Genomic DNA, 13,015 nt, shown 5'->3' on the forward strand with positions numbered 1-13,015 from the left:
CTATGGTCGCGCAGGCGCATGGCGCTACGCTCAACGGCATCGAAGCGCTCTCGGTTCTTGCAGAGGTCGATTTTGTCGCGACCCGCGAACCTGGCATTCGGATTGTCGGACTGCCCGACAAGGCGGTATCCGAAAGCGCCGAGCGAATTCGCAGCGCCCTGCGCAACAGCGATTTCCGCACTCCGAACCAGCTTATGGTGGTGAACCTGGCGCCCGGCGACGTGCGTAAAGAGGGCTCGATTCTCGATCTGACCATCGCCGCCGCGATCCTTGCGGGCAGCGGCCAAACCGCGGTCGATGAACTCAGCGACACGATCATCGTGGGTGAGCTCGGGCTCGATGGGAGCGTCCGCAACATTGACGGTGCAGTGAATATCGCCCTCATGGCGGCCGCCCAAGGCAAGAAGCGACTCATCCTGCCCAAGTCGAACGCACTTGAGGCGGCGGTTGTGACCGGGATCGACGTTTACGGCGTTCAGACGCTCGCCGAAGTCGCGGAGATCCTGAATGGCAGCATGCTCTACCAGCCGTGCGCCCTCACCGAAGCGCAGCGCGATGCCGCCCCCCAATACGATATTGACTTTGGCGACGTGAAGGGCCAGCGGCACGCCATCCGCGCACTTGAGATCGTCGCCGCGGGCGGGCACAACGTGCTGATGGTCGGCCCTCCGGGCTCGGGCAAGACCATGCTCGCGCGACGACTGCCCACCATCCTCCCTCAATTGTCGCTGCAAGAGAGTATCGAAGTCACCCGCATCTACTCGGCGAGCGGCGCAAAGGGGAATCGCGAAGGTCTGATTTGGGAGCGTCCGTTCCGATCGCCGCACCACACCGCGAGCTACGCCGCCGTGGTCGGAGGGGGCAAGAACCCGAAGCCGGGTGAGATTTCGCTCGCCCACCTCGGAGTCCTCTTCATGGACGAGATGCCGGAGTTCGACCGAGGCGTACTCGAGTCTTTGCGCCAGCCGCTTGAAGACGGCGTGAGTACCGTCGCCCGCGTTCAGGACACCCAGACGTTTCCCGCCGAGTGCATCCTGGTGGGTGCCATGAACCCGTGCCCGTGTGGTTTCAAGGGGTACCCCGAAGCGCAGTGCGTGAGTTCGCCCGCGCTCTGCGGCAAGTACGCAGCCAAGATCAGTGGGCCGCTGCTCGATCGGATCGATCTACACATCACCGTCCCCCGGCTGAAGCCCGACGAACTCATGGGGACCACCGTGGGCGAGTCGTCCGAGGCGATCCGTGCGCGAGTTTTGCGCGCCCGAGAAAAGCAATCCAAACGATTGGGGCACGCACGCGTGAATGCCAAGATGTCGCCGCGCGAGATTCGCGACACCATCGAGCTGAATGCCGAATCGGAGGCGTTTATGAGGCAAGTCATCCACAAGATGAACCTCTCCGCACGGGTCTTTGACCGGATCTTGAAGGTGGCGCGCACCATCGCCGATTTGGCCGAGAGTGATTGCATCGTGAAGCAACATTTGGCCGAAGCGGTCCAGTATCGTGAACAAGGCACGTGAATTGCGTGTCAACGAATCACGGTATGCCGAACCCCGATGTCTCGATCTTGGTACCCGCACTGAACGAAGAGCACACCCTTGCGGAGTTGCTTGATCGTCTGTTGGCACTCCCGGTCGCGGCCGAGATCATCGTCATCAATGACGGAAGCGACGACCGGACGGCCGAGATCCTCGCAACGTACGACGACCGGGTCCATATCATCACCAACCCGCAACGAGGCGGGAAAGGGGCGGCGATTCGTCAGGGACTCGCGCTCGCGACCGGCAAGGTCGTCGTCATCCAAGACGCGGATCTGGAGTACGTCCCCGAAGAGCTGCCGAAGCTCATCGAGCCGATCCTAAACGGCCAAAGTGGAGTCGTCTACGGAAGCAGATTTCAAAAGGGCTACCCCCAGGGCATGGCGCTACCCAACAAAATCGTCAACGTCCTGCTCGTGTGGGCAGTGGCGCTACTCTTCGGGAAGAAACTGACAGACGAGGCGACCTGTTACAAGGCGTTTCGGCGGGATTTGTTGGAGCGGATGAACTTGGAGTGTCACCGGTTCGAGTTTTGCCCCGAAGTCACCGCGAAGAGCTTCCGACTGAAGGAAAAGATCGACGAGGTCCCGATCTCGTACGAACCCCGGTCCAAAGAGGCGGGGAAAAAGATCCGCTGGACCGATGCCCCAGAAGCGTTCTGGACGCTCCTGAAGCACCGGTTCAAGTCCTTTTAGCGACCCATCGGCTTGCCGTCTTGGGTGACAGACATGGCCTTCTGCTCAACCAGCTTCATGAGCCACTTACCGTTCTGCTTTACCCAGTTGTTGACCGACTCCGTGCGGATGGCGAACTTTACATCCTTCTTAGTGTTCGGGTTGACCGCCACGACGGTACCGACGTTCACCGTGACGGCAGTGGCCGTGTTTCCGGTGATCTTCAGGCTCTTCACGGTGGTCTTGCTCGAAATGGACTTCGCCATCTTGAACTGCGCTTCCATCGCCTGAAGGGCATCGGCAGCCTTGATCGGCTGCCCGTTCTTGGGCTTAAACGTGCAGTCCGATGCCAGCATTGCCTTAACCGGGGAGATCTTGCGCGCGTTCAGAGCTTTGTCATAGGCGGCATAGTTGGCCATGATCGCCTTCTTATCGGCCTCAGTGGCCATAGCGAGCGCAGACATGCCGAGAGCGAGGACGGGCAAGAGGGTTCGGGTGAGCATCTTCATCTTATGTCGTTATACTCGCGGCGGCCATCGAAAGTGCCCCCTGCCGGGACTTCGGACCCCTTGCGTTCGGAACCGTAGTCACCGATGATTTGGGTTAGACTGACTGAACAGCATGGAAGCTCGCAAACCAATCAAGAAGCGCTGGCTAACGGGATTTGGCGTGGTCATGCTCTTCCTCCTGGCCGGGGCACTCCTTTTCCAGAGAAGTGTCGTCACCGTTCAGGTCTCCGGAAACTCCATGGCGACGACGTTCCGCAGCGGCCAACGCCTACTCGCTTCTAGCGCCTACTGGCTCGTCGGCCCCATCGAACGGAACGACATCATCGTCTTCCGACTTAAACCGGGGGGCGAGACGTTCATCAAGCGCGTCTACAAGATGGGCGGTGACGAGGTCGATTGGCTGAACGTTCCCCGCGACTGGCGAATCGAAAACGGGCCGTATCGTGTCCCACCCGGCAGTTTGTACGTCTTAGGGGATAATCGCGGAGAATCGGAGGATAGTCGGGCATTTGGCCCCCTCTCGCCGAATCAAGTGCTGGGCAAGGTCGTCATCGCGAACTGAGATTTTGAAACGGTTCCCTTCGGGTCGATACGGTAAGCAAAGACTGGAGTTCTTCCCCGCTCCATTCCAGGCCCCGTTGCGCGCTTTTGCGGCACTGGTCTTCCCTTGGCAGGGCGAACAAATCCTCCTGTGCGACATCGAGGATCGCGGGTGGTGTATACCCAGCGGCCGTGTCGAGCCTTATGAAGAGCCGTTTGAAGCAGCGCACCGCGAAGCCGCAGAGGAAGCTGGCGCGGTGTTGCGCGACCTTCAGTACATCGGTTGCTACCGAATCACCGAACGGTCGGAGATCCGCTGGGCCGACGTCTTCGTCGCCGAAGTGGTCGATTTGATCGAAATCGGATGCCCAAACGAGTCCCATGGTCGGCGACTTACCGATTTCGCCGAGCTCCCCGGCATGTACCACCAGTGGAACCCTCTGATGGAAGAGGTCTTCATCCACTCTCGCGAGGTGCTCCAAAGGCACCTCGAGTTCCGCTCCGAGTGAGCCAATTTCGGGTTCCTGCGGGTAAACCGCGTCCATGCAGTTCGATCTGGGATTCCTCGGCGGGGGGCAGCTTGCGCGTATGTCGATCATGGCCGCGCAGCGCATGGGCCTGAGTTGCGTCAGCATTGATCCTGCGGACCCTTCTCCTGCGGGCATGGTCGCACCCGGAGCGGTCGCCAAGCTCAATGACCCCGAAGCCCTTGCCGGGATGATCGCGAACTGTAGCAGAGTCACGCTGGAGAATGAGTTCATTCCCGCAGGGGCGATCGCTGAAGCTCTGCAACTCTGTCACCGTGAGCCTGAGATACTTACGCCCGGTCTCGAAACCCTCGCGATCATCCAAGACAAGCTCAAACAACGCGAGGCGCTACACAAAGCGGGGGTCCCAAGCCCCCATGCCGTCGCGGTCCAGCTTGATGGGACCAACGCAATCTCCAAGATCGGATTCCCCATGGTGCTCAAGGCTCGATTCGGCGGCTATGATGGCCGGGGCACCCGCATGGTCGAGAATGCCCGGGAGTTCGCCGACCAAGCGAGCGAGATCGACGATGGCAACTGGCTTGCCGAAGAGTTCGTACCGTTCAAGCGGGAACTGGCGGTCATGGTCTATCGCTCCCACCGAGAGTTCGGCTGCTTCCCCACCGTCGAGACTTCGCAGAAGAACTTCGTCTGCGACGTCGTTTTCCCCGCCGAGACCGACGCAAGCGAGATTGCCAAAGCTGCCGTTGAGGCGATCGACGGTTACGGACTGTTCGGAGTCGAGATCTTTGAAACTGCCGACGGCAAGCTGTCCGTGAATGAGATCGCTCCGCGCCCACACAACACAGGCCACTACACACTCGATTGGGGCGGCCCCTCGCAGTTTGAGTTCCACGTTCGGCTCAGCCTGGGACTTCCTTTGCCCCCGCTCGACGGAGTGCCAACGGCGATGGCCAATTTGCTGGGACAACTCGACGCCCGCGATTGGCGGTCGGGCCTTCAAGCGGCCTTGGAGCACGACCCAGGAGTCGCTGTGCACTGGTACGGCAAACTCAAGTCGAGCCCGGGTCGCAAAATGGGACATATCAACGCGACAGGTCCGGACGCATTGGCCCGGGTCAAGTCCGCGCGCGATGCGTTCTACGCGGCATGGTGCCAGCCCGAAGAAGCAGCTCGTCGGTAGTTTTCCCGACGGACGAGACCGCAAGAACTACCAGGTTTTGGATACTTCGTTGTCCAAACAGCCGACAAGCTGAGCTCCCGAACCCGGCGCTCCAGTATTCTTAGGTGAGTGACCGGCGTATCTGCCAGGTCCAGTGAGAGGAAAGAATGCGATCACTCATTTCGATTTGCTTTGTTGCTGCGGTCACCTCTGCTGCCTACGCAGGCACGCTGTCGGCCACCTACGCCAGCTCGTTTGGCAAGAACGTCCAGTTCACGCTGAGCAGCGCGAACAAAGACCAGGGCACGGTCCAGTGGAACGGTACGCGCACCGGCGGTACCGATACGCTCGTCCCGGCCACTTACAACGCCTACTGCGTGGAGCTCGGCGAGTTCATCAACACCGGTGTCAACACGACCCACCAGAACGTCACTCCACTTCTTGGTTCGTCCACCGTGCCGGGCGGCGTGGTCTTCAACAGCGGCCGCACCGATGCGATGGAGCGACTTTGGGGTAGCTACTTCGGACTCGTGAACACCGCCGAGAAGTCCGCTGCCTTCCAACTCGCCGTTTGGGAGATCGCATTCGACAACGACCTTTCGCTCACCAATGCAAGCGGAAACCTCGTTGGCCGTGATCGCGACGCTTCGATGAGCGGAATCCAATTGGATCCCGTTTCGCAGATCGCCCAGGGTTGGCTGATGAACGTCGCAACAGGTGCAGCTACCCAGCGACAAAAGCTCCTGCTTCTCAGCGGTCAAGGCACTCAGGACCTCATTACTCCGGTTCCCGAGCCCGCTTCCATCTTCGCGATTGCCGTTGGCGCAGCGATGCTCGCTCGCCGACGCAAGAATCGAGCCTAATACTCTAAAGAACGGCAGGTCGCCCGCGGTGATTTTCACGGCGGGCGATTTGCTTCATTTGAGCGTAAGGATCGTCACTTCGGGGCGACAAAAGAGCCTGCTCGGCGGACCGGTAGTACCCAGCCCTCGACTCACGTAGAGGGGAGTCGGCGCATCGGGGAAGAATCCTCGCAGGTACTTCGAGCCGTTCCGGCTGCGGATCGGTGCCCAGCCCCAGGGAGTCGTGAACTGCCCTCCGTGCGAGTGCCCACTGAGCATAAGCGCGCACCCTTCGGGAAGCCACTCGACGAGATCCGGCTCGTGCCACAACGCGATCACCGGCTCAGGCCCCTCGATCGTCTCCATCGCCCCGATCGGATCCGCCTCGCCCACATTGGCCGAGTCGATTCCGAGCCAGGTGATCCCCTGGTGAGTCCAGGATTCGTTTCGCAGCAGGTGGATATTGAGGTGATCCAGCACCGGCACCAGATTGGACGCATCGGCGCCGTAGTAGTCGCGGTTCCCAGGGATCGCCACGACGTTGCCGTCCATCATCAGTAGGGGATCAAGGGCTTGCCGCAACAGCGCCTCCGATTTGGGCGTCCAGCAGCTGACCAGATCGCCCGCGATGACGACCATGTCGGGCATCTCGTCGAGCAAGATATCGACGGCGCGTTGGGTGAGCTGCAACGTCCCGTGGTCGCGCAGATGCAAGTCCGCGATGAGGCCGATTCGGAACCCGCGCAGTGCCTCCGGCCAATCCGCAAGTATCAGGGTGCGTCGAGTCAACTCCAGCCGATTGACCTCGACCAGTGCGCCGTACAGCAACGCACCTGCGCTCGCTGCGACCACCGTCCCTAGTGCCTTCGCAAACTTCATGCTGTCTTTGAGGTTACCCGTCAGCTGAGTTAAGGGTCAGGATGCTGACTTCCGGCGGGCAATAGAGCCTAACATTCAGCGTAACCGAGGTCCCAACCCCGCGAGTCACGAACAGCGGCGCGCGGGCGGTGGGATAGAAACCGGAGATGTACCGCCGCGCCCCGTAGGGCGAGAAGATCGGCAACCCGAATGGCAAACAGATTTGGCCACCATGCGAGTGGCCGGCGATCATGAGACTCGTTCGCGGGTCGATCCGGCTGACGAAATCCGGCTCGTGGAAGAGTGTGATAAGCGAATCGGGGGCTTCGCTTCCGAAGAGGTCGTGACGGTCCATTCCGTAAACTCCGTCGTCGATGCCGGCGATGGTCACGCCTTGGAAAACCGCTGACTGATTCGAGAGCATCTCCACACTGGAGCGATTGATGACCTCGCTGATGATCTCCGGTCCCCTCGAACCATAGTCGTGGTTCCCAAGCGTGGCATAGGTCTTGATCCCAAGCGAATCAACTTCCTCCATCACCGCTCGGAGGTACCTCAGGTTGGGGGCATGAACCTTGTTTAGGAAGTCACCGGGCATGACCAGGACATCCGGTTTCTCAGGTTCTACGAGGCGCACCGCCTGGATCGCTCGATCTCGCTCGAAGGGGGTATTGCAGTGGATATCGGCAATGACCGCGACCTTGAAACCGTTGGCGCGCCAGCGCGGCAGTTCGAGCGTCCGCCGCTCAACGCGCAATTCGTGGCTTGACTCGCCGAAGTATCCCAGGCTAGCGCTTCCCGCCATTGCCGCCGCCATTCCCAAAACCTGGCGACGCGTGACGCTCATTCGTTCACAGCTTCCATCACCCGCACGGCAATGGTCGGATTTCCAAACGGCGGCATCAAGTACAGTCCTTGCGCCTGGCTCCGGACTTTGCTCGCCAGCGCCTGAGCTTCTTCGATCCCAAAGTTCATGGCCTGCTCATCATCAATCGCTGCGGCCATCTTGGCGCGCAAGCGCTCAGGAACTTCGATACCCGGCACCTCGTTGTGCATGAACTCTGCATGGCGCGACGATCGTAGCGGCAGCACCCCAACGAAGATGGGCAGACCCGCACGCACGGCACATTCGATCGCGCGGTCGATGTGTTCGGGCTCAAAAATCGGCTGAGTGTAGATCACGTGGGCTCCCGCATCCACCTTGCGTGCAAGCCGGTCCAACTCTAGGACCATGTCGTGGGCCAGCGGATTGAAGGCGATCGCGATGGTAAATGCGCATTTCATTCCAACCGTGTTGCCCGCCAAATCGATCCCGTCATTGAATCTGCTGAGGATCCGGACCAGGCCGATGCTATCGACGTCGTAAACGCTCGTCGCGCTGGGGTAGTCGCCGATATTGGCCGGGTCGCCGGTGACCGCAAGGATGTTCTTGACTCCCAAAGCGTGTGCCCCAAGCAGGTCGGCCTGGACCGCGAGCAAGTTTCGATCGCGGCAGGCGAAGTGCATCATCACTTCGACGTCCACCGAATCTTGGATGATCTTCGAGACGGAAAGCGGATTCATCCGCAACCGCGCTCGCGCGCCATCCGAGATGTCGATCAAGTGTGCGCCTCGTTCGGCGAGCAGTTTGCTACCGTCGAGCACCTTTTGGACGTTCAGGCCGCGCGGCAGGTCCATCTCGACGGCGATGGTGAATTGCCGCTGGGCCAGTCGTTCGGCTAGACGGGTCGGCTCGGCTTGCACGAGTGGCTTGGCAGCACGCGGCTCGGCACTTGTCGCGGGTCGCGCTTGCTTCTTGCGAATGCCCGCCTCGACCACAGTGCGCAACGCGTGGATGTGGTCGGGCGACGTACCGCAGCAGCCGCCAACAATGGCCGCACCCTCTTCGACTAACCGGGCACACGCCTTTCCGAAGTACTCGGGGCTGGTGTCGTACACCACGGTCCCCTTCACCAATTGGGGGAGCCCGGGGGTCGGGAAGGCCATCACCGGCAAGTCCGTCGCCTCGGAGAGTTGACGCACGATATCCACCATGCGTTGGGGTCCCACAACACAGTTCGCACCGAGGGCATCCACGCCCATCTGTGCGATCCTGGCGGCACAGATCCCCGGCAGTCCCTCGCTCAAGGCTTCACCATCTTCGATGAACGCCTTGCTCACGATCACCGGGAGCGGACATGCGTCCCGGACCGCGCGGACGGCAGTGGCGATCTCGTCGAGGTCAATGTAGGTCTCCAGCAAGATCGCGTCGGCACCACCTTCGGCCAGCGCCTGGGCTTGTTCGAACACCGATTCGTACACTTGTTCGTGGGTGAGCGTTCCGATGGGAGCGAGCGCCTTTCCTGCAGGCCCAATGGCTCCGACCACGAGCTTGTCCGGACCTGCCGCCTCGCGCGCGATTTCGGCGGCGCGGCGGTTCAGCTCGCGTACGTCCCAGTTCGTGTGCTCCAAACGGATGCGGCTTGCAGCAAAAGTATTGGTCTCGACGAAGTCACTTCCCGCCGCGAAATACTCCTGGTGGACCCGGAGCACGAGATCGGGATCGAGCAGACACGCCAGGTCGTAGGGGGTCTTGTCGAACCCCAGCATTTGCAGTCGGGTTCCGGTGGCGCCGTCGCCAACAAGCACTCCGCGGGCAAGTGCGTCCATAAATCGTGAAGTCATCGGTTGGGCCATCATCGCGGGGGAGGCCCTATTGTACTGGACTCAGCAATCCGCGCTCACGACAGGCCGCCTTCATCTGCTCGACGGGCCCATTCTCGGGGTCGATCCGTACCGCGTCCCAACCCACCTCCCGAGCCCCGGCGACGTTCGGGGCGAGGTCGTCGAAGAAGAGAATCTCGTCGGCTTCGACCCCGGCGAGAGCCTCGTAGGCGCGATAGATTTGTAGGCTCGGCTTTTCTAGGCGCATCACGTGCGAGAGCCCGGGGACTTGCAGCATGGCGATCGCCGGGAAGTTGGCGGAATCGGACATCACGTCCCAATGAGCAGCGTTCGTATTGCTAAGGCAACCAGTGCGGATGCCCGCTGCGTGGAGTTGACGGACGAAGTCGAGCGACCCGAGGGTCGGTCGCAGCAGAATCCCATCGTGGGCGAGCAGCGCCTGCAGCTCGGACTCCAAACCGAGGTATCCGCGGAGACTCTCTAGGTAGGCACTCTGGCCCACTGCGCCCGCCTGGTAATCGACAAACTGAGGACAGTGATCGAGGGGGACATCGAGGTTTTGGAGCGTCTGGGTCGGCAATGCGGCCCTCTCGACGGCTTGACGCCATCGTTGCGCCACGTGCACTAGGACCCCGCCAAGATCGAAGACGACCATCTCGAGACTCTACCCACTGGCAACAATCTGCAGAAGCATGCTAAGGTAGGAACTGGAGCGTTGGTATGAAATACATGCCACGCCATATTTTCTGCGGTGGGTATGTGCATGAAAGATCTTGGTGAATGCTTTTACGGATCCGTAACCGTCGGTGAGCGCGGACAGATCGTCATCCCCGCCGAGGCACGGGCAGACCTGGACATCAAGCCAGGCGAGAAATTGCTAATCCTGCGGCATCCGGTACACAACGGGCTGATGGTCGCCAAGCTGGAAGAGACAATGGGGTTCTTTGAAGAAATGAACGCACGATTGCAGAACCTGAAATCGAAAACCGCCGACGAGGATAACCCATGAATTTGCTTATCTATGCAGTGCTAGCCACGGTGCTCGGACCCGAACCCGGCGCAGTTTTGACGCTGGACGTTGCCATCCAGACCGCACTCAGCAACTCGCCGGCCATCAAGATCGCGCAGTCCAATGTCCGCAAGAGCGAGGCGCAAGTTGACCAGGCAAAAGCTGGTACCTTGCCGCAGGGCGGGCTTCAAGGAACGTACACTCGCTACGACTCCAAACAGCCCTTCAGCGGGCGCAACGACAGCAAGACCGTCGGCGCACAACTCACGTGGAACTTGGACCTTTCGGGTTCGATCAGCACCGCGGTGCGCGCGGCGTCATTCGCCGTTCGTGCGCAGCAGGCCGGTGTGGATTCCGCCGCCAACACCTTGCGAGCTGACGTCCGGACCGCGTACTACTCCGTGCTTCGCGCGCAGTGGGTGGTGAAGACGAACTCGGAAGCGGTCGAGAACTCGCAGCGTCGACTGGACATCGGTCGCCAGAAGTTCGCGGTTGGCAGCGTCGCTCAATTCGACGTCGTTCGGCTTGAAACTGCGCTCACGCAGGCTCAATCCGACCTCGTGACGGCGGAGAACGGGCTGAAAACGGCGAAGCAGCTCCTCAACAATTTGCTGTTCCGACCGATTGAGACCGACTACGAAGTCGCCGAGATCGAACCGGGTGCTAAGCCGGTACCAGAACGTGACGCAACGGTCCGCATCGCCTTGAATAATCGGCCCGAGCTCATCGCACTTCAGTACCGGAAAGTGTCGCTGGAGAACATCCGGCGCATTCGTGAGCGCGGCCTGGCACCGAACCTTACGGTCGGCGTCAGCGCGCAGCACGTCGTCGATGCAGGCGCGTTCCAGCGCAAGAACACGGTCTCGGGTTCTCTCACCCTGAACTGGCCGGTGCTCGACGGCGGACTCACTCGCGCCCGGGTGAACGAGGCAAAGGAAGACGAGGCTCAGGTCGAGCTAGCGCTGCAACAGACAACGTTGGGCGTCTCGCTGGAAGTCCAAGTCGCGCTCAACCAGCTCATCACCGCTCAGGAGCAACAGCGGTTGGCGCAGCAGCAAACGAAAGAAGCCGCAGAGGCTCTGCGGATCGCCAATGTGCTCTTCGAGAGCGGCCGCGGGATCCTGCTCGACGTGACCACCGCCCAGGAGGTTTCGACCCGAGCCTCGCTGGCACTCTACAACGCCAACTACAACGTGCTGACCGCCTGGTGTGCGCTGCAGAAGGCGACGGGACGCGACGACTTTTCAACGGCCAACGCGCCGAAGCAACAGGGGAACAAAGAATGAAATCAATCCGATGGATGATGATGCTGGCTCTGGCAGTGACCATGGCCGGATGCGTTGACCGCGAGTCGCAACAGCAGGCCAAGCGAACGCAGGAGAATCTGAACGACAAGTCGGTGCTGGTTCAGACCCTCCCTGTTCGCGAGTCCCAACTTCAAAACACCATTGAAGTGACCGGACAGTTCGTCGCCGGCCTCGACGCCCAAGTCGGCGCGAAGATCGGCGGGCGACTGGTTTCCGTCCTGGTCAAAGACGGTGATCCGGTCCAAGCGGGCCAAGTCGTGGCGCGGCAAGAGACCACTGACTTGGGACCGCGTGTCCGCCAGGCAACGGCGGCGGTCTCGGCGGCGAGGGCGCAATACAACCAGGCGCTCGCCACCGCCAAGCAAGGCCCCCAACGCACGAGCGCCGGGCTGCAAGCCGCGGAGGCGAGACTCAAGCAAGCGCGAGCCTCTTTGGAGAAGATCCGCTCGGGAGCCCGGACCGAGGAACGCAAACAAGCGCGCGCCGCCGTTGAAGCCGCGCGCACCGGCATGGAAGTCGCACGCAAGGAGATGGAGCGCGATATCGAGCTCCTCGCACAGGGAGCCATCTCTCAGAGTCAAGCCGACCGAAGCCGGGCGGCGTACGCCGCATCGCTCGCCCAGTACGAGCAGGCGATGGAAGGTGAACGAATTCTGACGAACGGCGCACGGACCGAAGACATCACCGCCGTCGAGCAAGAGGTTCGGGCCGCCGAGCAGGCTGTACGCTCGGAACGCGCCAACAAGGCCCTGGACGTGCAGTTCACCTACGCAGTCCAATCCGCTCGCGCGGCGCTCGATGGAGCGCTTGAGCAACTCGCCCTCGCGCAGTCGGCCATGAGCGATGCCAACATCCGCTCCCCCTTCTCAGGAACTGTGTCCGGGCGGCCGATGCAAGCAGGCACCTACGCGGGTCCGGGCACCCCGATCCTGCGAGTCGTCGATACCGGCAGCGTGTACTTCGAAGCCGACGTGACCGAGGACCAAGTGAGCGAGATGACCACCGGACTGGCGGTCCAGATCTCGGTCAAGTCCTCGAGCAGAGATCCGATCCCGGGGCGTGTCGTCGCGGTGAACCCAGTCGCCACTCAGACCGGACGACTCTTCAAGGTTCGCATCTCGGTGGAGGCGGCGGGTGTCGTGAAGGCAGGCATGTTCGGGACTGCGAGCATTCAGCTCGGCACGCCCGTGCAAGCAATCACCGTTCCGATGAGCGCGGTGCTGGGTAGCGGTTCAGACCGGTATGTCTTCGTCATACAGAAACTGAAGGCGGTCCGCAAGGATGTCGCCGTAGTCTCGCAACGAGACGGCCAGCTCCAAGTCGAGGGGATCCAACCCGGCGAGGCGTTGGTCATCGAAGGTCAGACGAGCCTACGCCCCGGCGCTGAAGTCAAACTCGACGCGCCAGCCAAGGAATCCAAAGGCTAA

General features: G+C 61.2%; 14 protein-coding genes. 9 read left to right on the forward strand and 5 right to left on the reverse strand.

What is annotated here, in order from left to right; all coding sequences use genetic code 11:
• Positions 1-2: 2 nt before the first annotated feature.
• Entirely contained in the window at positions 3-1,517 is a 1,515-nt protein-coding gene (locus JNM85_01005; GenBank protein MBL8086629.1) for a YifB family Mg chelatase-like AAA ATPase, read from the forward strand.
• A gap of 5 nt (positions 1,518-1,522) precedes the next feature.
• Positions 1,523-2,230 (forward strand): glycosyltransferase family 2 protein, encoded by a 708-nt coding sequence (locus JNM85_01010; GenBank protein MBL8086630.1) that lies wholly within the window; start codon positions 1,523-1,525, stop codon positions 2,228-2,230.
• On the opposite strand, the gene JNM85_01015 is transcribed toward JNM85_01010, so the two are convergent.
• The gene (locus tag JNM85_01015) at positions 2,227-2,718 is read right to left on the reverse strand and encodes a nuclear transport factor 2 family protein (GenBank protein ID MBL8086631.1); all 492 of its coding nucleotides are present in this window, start codon (positions 2,716-2,718) and stop codon (positions 2,227-2,229) included. The genes JNM85_01010 and JNM85_01015 overlap by 4 nt on opposite strands.
• A 112-nt stretch (positions 2,719-2,830) precedes the next feature.
• On the opposite strand from JNM85_01015, the gene JNM85_01020 reads away from it, so the two are divergent.
• From JNM85_01020 to JNM85_01035, 4 genes are all read left to right on the forward strand, one after another.
• Complete coding sequence (locus JNM85_01020) at positions 2,831-3,280, forward strand: hypothetical protein (protein ID MBL8086632.1); 450 nt, start codon at positions 2,831-2,833, stop codon at positions 3,278-3,280.
• A gap of 4 nt (positions 3,281-3,284) precedes the next feature.
• The gene (locus JNM85_01025; protein ID MBL8086633.1) at positions 3,285-3,767 is read left to right on the forward strand and encodes an NUDIX domain-containing protein; all 483 of its coding nucleotides are present in this window, start codon (positions 3,285-3,287) and stop codon (positions 3,765-3,767) included.
• A gap of 34 nt (positions 3,768-3,801) precedes the next feature.
• Complete coding sequence (locus tag JNM85_01030) at positions 3,802-4,929, forward strand: ATP-grasp domain-containing protein (GenBank protein ID MBL8086634.1); 1,128 nt, start codon at positions 3,802-3,804, stop codon at positions 4,927-4,929.
• A gap of 146 nt (positions 4,930-5,075) precedes the next feature.
• Positions 5,076-5,771, forward strand: coding sequence for a PEP-CTERM sorting domain-containing protein (locus JNM85_01035; GenBank protein MBL8086635.1), 696 nt, complete (start codon positions 5,076-5,078; stop codon positions 5,769-5,771).
• A 54-nt stretch (positions 5,772-5,825) separates the two neighbouring features.
• Here the strand turns inward: JNM85_01035 and JNM85_01040 are convergent, their stop codons facing one another.
• Genes JNM85_01040 through JNM85_01055 form a run of 4 tightly spaced genes read right to left on the reverse strand, consistent with a single transcriptional unit; the run spans position 5,826 to position 9,927 of the window.
• Positions 5,826-6,629 carry a metallophosphoesterase gene (locus tag JNM85_01040; GenBank protein MBL8086636.1) on the reverse strand — a complete coding sequence of 268 codons (804 nt, stop codon included), beginning with the start codon at positions 6,627-6,629 and terminating at the stop codon, positions 5,826-5,828.
• Between the two features lie 13 nt (positions 6,630-6,642).
• Positions 6,643-7,455, reverse strand: coding sequence for a metallophosphoesterase (locus tag JNM85_01045; GenBank protein MBL8086637.1), 813 nt, complete (start codon positions 7,453-7,455; stop codon positions 6,643-6,645).
• Positions 7,452-9,272 carry a bifunctional homocysteine S-methyltransferase/methylenetetrahydrofolate reductase gene (locus JNM85_01050; GenBank protein ID MBL8086638.1) on the reverse strand — a complete coding sequence of 607 codons (1,821 nt, stop codon included), beginning with the start codon at positions 9,270-9,272 and terminating at the stop codon, positions 7,452-7,454. The genes JNM85_01045 and JNM85_01050 overlap by 4 nt, the downstream gene beginning before the upstream one ends.
• Before the next feature lie 28 nt (positions 9,273-9,300).
• A complete protein-coding gene (locus JNM85_01055) occupies positions 9,301-9,927 on the reverse strand; it encodes an HAD-IA family hydrolase (GenBank protein MBL8086639.1) in 627 nt (208 codons plus the stop codon).
• A 108-nt stretch (positions 9,928-10,035) separates the two neighbouring features.
• Here JNM85_01055 and JNM85_01060 point away from each other — a divergent pair, with 108 nt between their 5' ends.
• From JNM85_01060 to JNM85_01070, 3 genes are read left to right on the forward strand one after another with little or no spacing between them, the layout of a single operon-like run.
• Entirely contained in the window at positions 10,036-10,281 is a 246-nt protein-coding gene (locus tag JNM85_01060; GenBank protein ID MBL8086640.1) for an AbrB/MazE/SpoVT family DNA-binding domain-containing protein, read from the forward strand.
• Positions 10,278-11,567 carry a TolC family protein gene (locus JNM85_01065; GenBank protein MBL8086641.1) on the forward strand — a complete coding sequence of 430 codons (1,290 nt, stop codon included), beginning with the start codon at positions 10,278-10,280 and terminating at the stop codon, positions 11,565-11,567. Before JNM85_01060 ends, JNM85_01065 begins: the two co-directional genes overlap by 4 nt.
• A complete protein-coding gene (locus JNM85_01070; protein MBL8086642.1) occupies positions 11,564-13,015 on the forward strand; it encodes an efflux RND transporter periplasmic adaptor subunit in 1,452 nt (483 codons plus the stop codon). The genes JNM85_01065 and JNM85_01070 overlap by 4 nt, the downstream gene beginning before the upstream one ends.

The organism is Chthonomonas sp., assembly GCA_016788115.1.
In the GTDB taxonomy this organism is placed as follows: domain Bacteria; phylum Armatimonadota; class Fimbriimonadia; order Fimbriimonadales; family Fimbriimonadaceae; genus UBA2391.

What these genes read in the sequence shown, in the direction of transcription:
- JNM85_01005 (MBL8086629.1), top strand. Translation starts at nt 3, where the DNA reads ATGGTCGCGCAGGCGCATGGCGCTACGCTCAACGGCATCGAAGCGCTC.
- JNM85_01015 (MBL8086631.1), bottom strand. Translation starts at nt 2,718, where the DNA reads ATGAAGATGCTCACCCGAACCCTCTTGCCCGTCCTCGCTCTCGGCATG.
- JNM85_01020 (MBL8086632.1), top strand. Translation starts at nt 2,831, where the DNA reads ATGGAAGCTCGCAAACCAATCAAGAAGCGCTGGCTAACGGGATTTGGC.
- JNM85_01030 (MBL8086634.1), top strand. Translation starts at nt 3,802, where the DNA reads ATGCAGTTCGATCTGGGATTCCTCGGCGGGGGGCAGCTTGCGCGTATG.
- JNM85_01035 (MBL8086635.1), top strand. Translation starts at nt 5,076, where the DNA reads ATGCGATCACTCATTTCGATTTGCTTTGTTGCTGCGGTCACCTCTGCT.
- JNM85_01040 (MBL8086636.1), bottom strand. Translation starts at nt 6,629, where the DNA reads ATGAAGTTTGCGAAGGCACTAGGGACGGTGGTCGCAGCGAGCGCAGGT.
- JNM85_01045 (MBL8086637.1), bottom strand. Translation starts at nt 7,455, where the DNA reads ATGAGCGTCACGCGTCGCCAGGTTTTGGGAATGGCGGCGGCAATGGCG.
- JNM85_01050 (MBL8086638.1), bottom strand. Translation starts at nt 9,272, where the DNA reads ATGACTTCACGATTTATGGACGCACTTGCCCGCGGAGTGCTTGTTGGC.
- JNM85_01055 (MBL8086639.1), bottom strand. Translation starts at nt 9,927, where the DNA reads ATGGTCGTCTTCGATCTTGGCGGGGTCCTAGTGCACGTGGCGCAACGA.
- JNM85_01060 (MBL8086640.1), top strand. Translation starts at nt 10,036, where the DNA reads ATGAAAGATCTTGGTGAATGCTTTTACGGATCCGTAACCGTCGGTGAG.
- JNM85_01065 (MBL8086641.1), top strand. Translation starts at nt 10,278, where the DNA reads ATGAATTTGCTTATCTATGCAGTGCTAGCCACGGTGCTCGGACCCGAA.
- JNM85_01070 (MBL8086642.1), top strand. Translation starts at nt 11,564, where the DNA reads ATGAAATCAATCCGATGGATGATGATGCTGGCTCTGGCAGTGACCATG.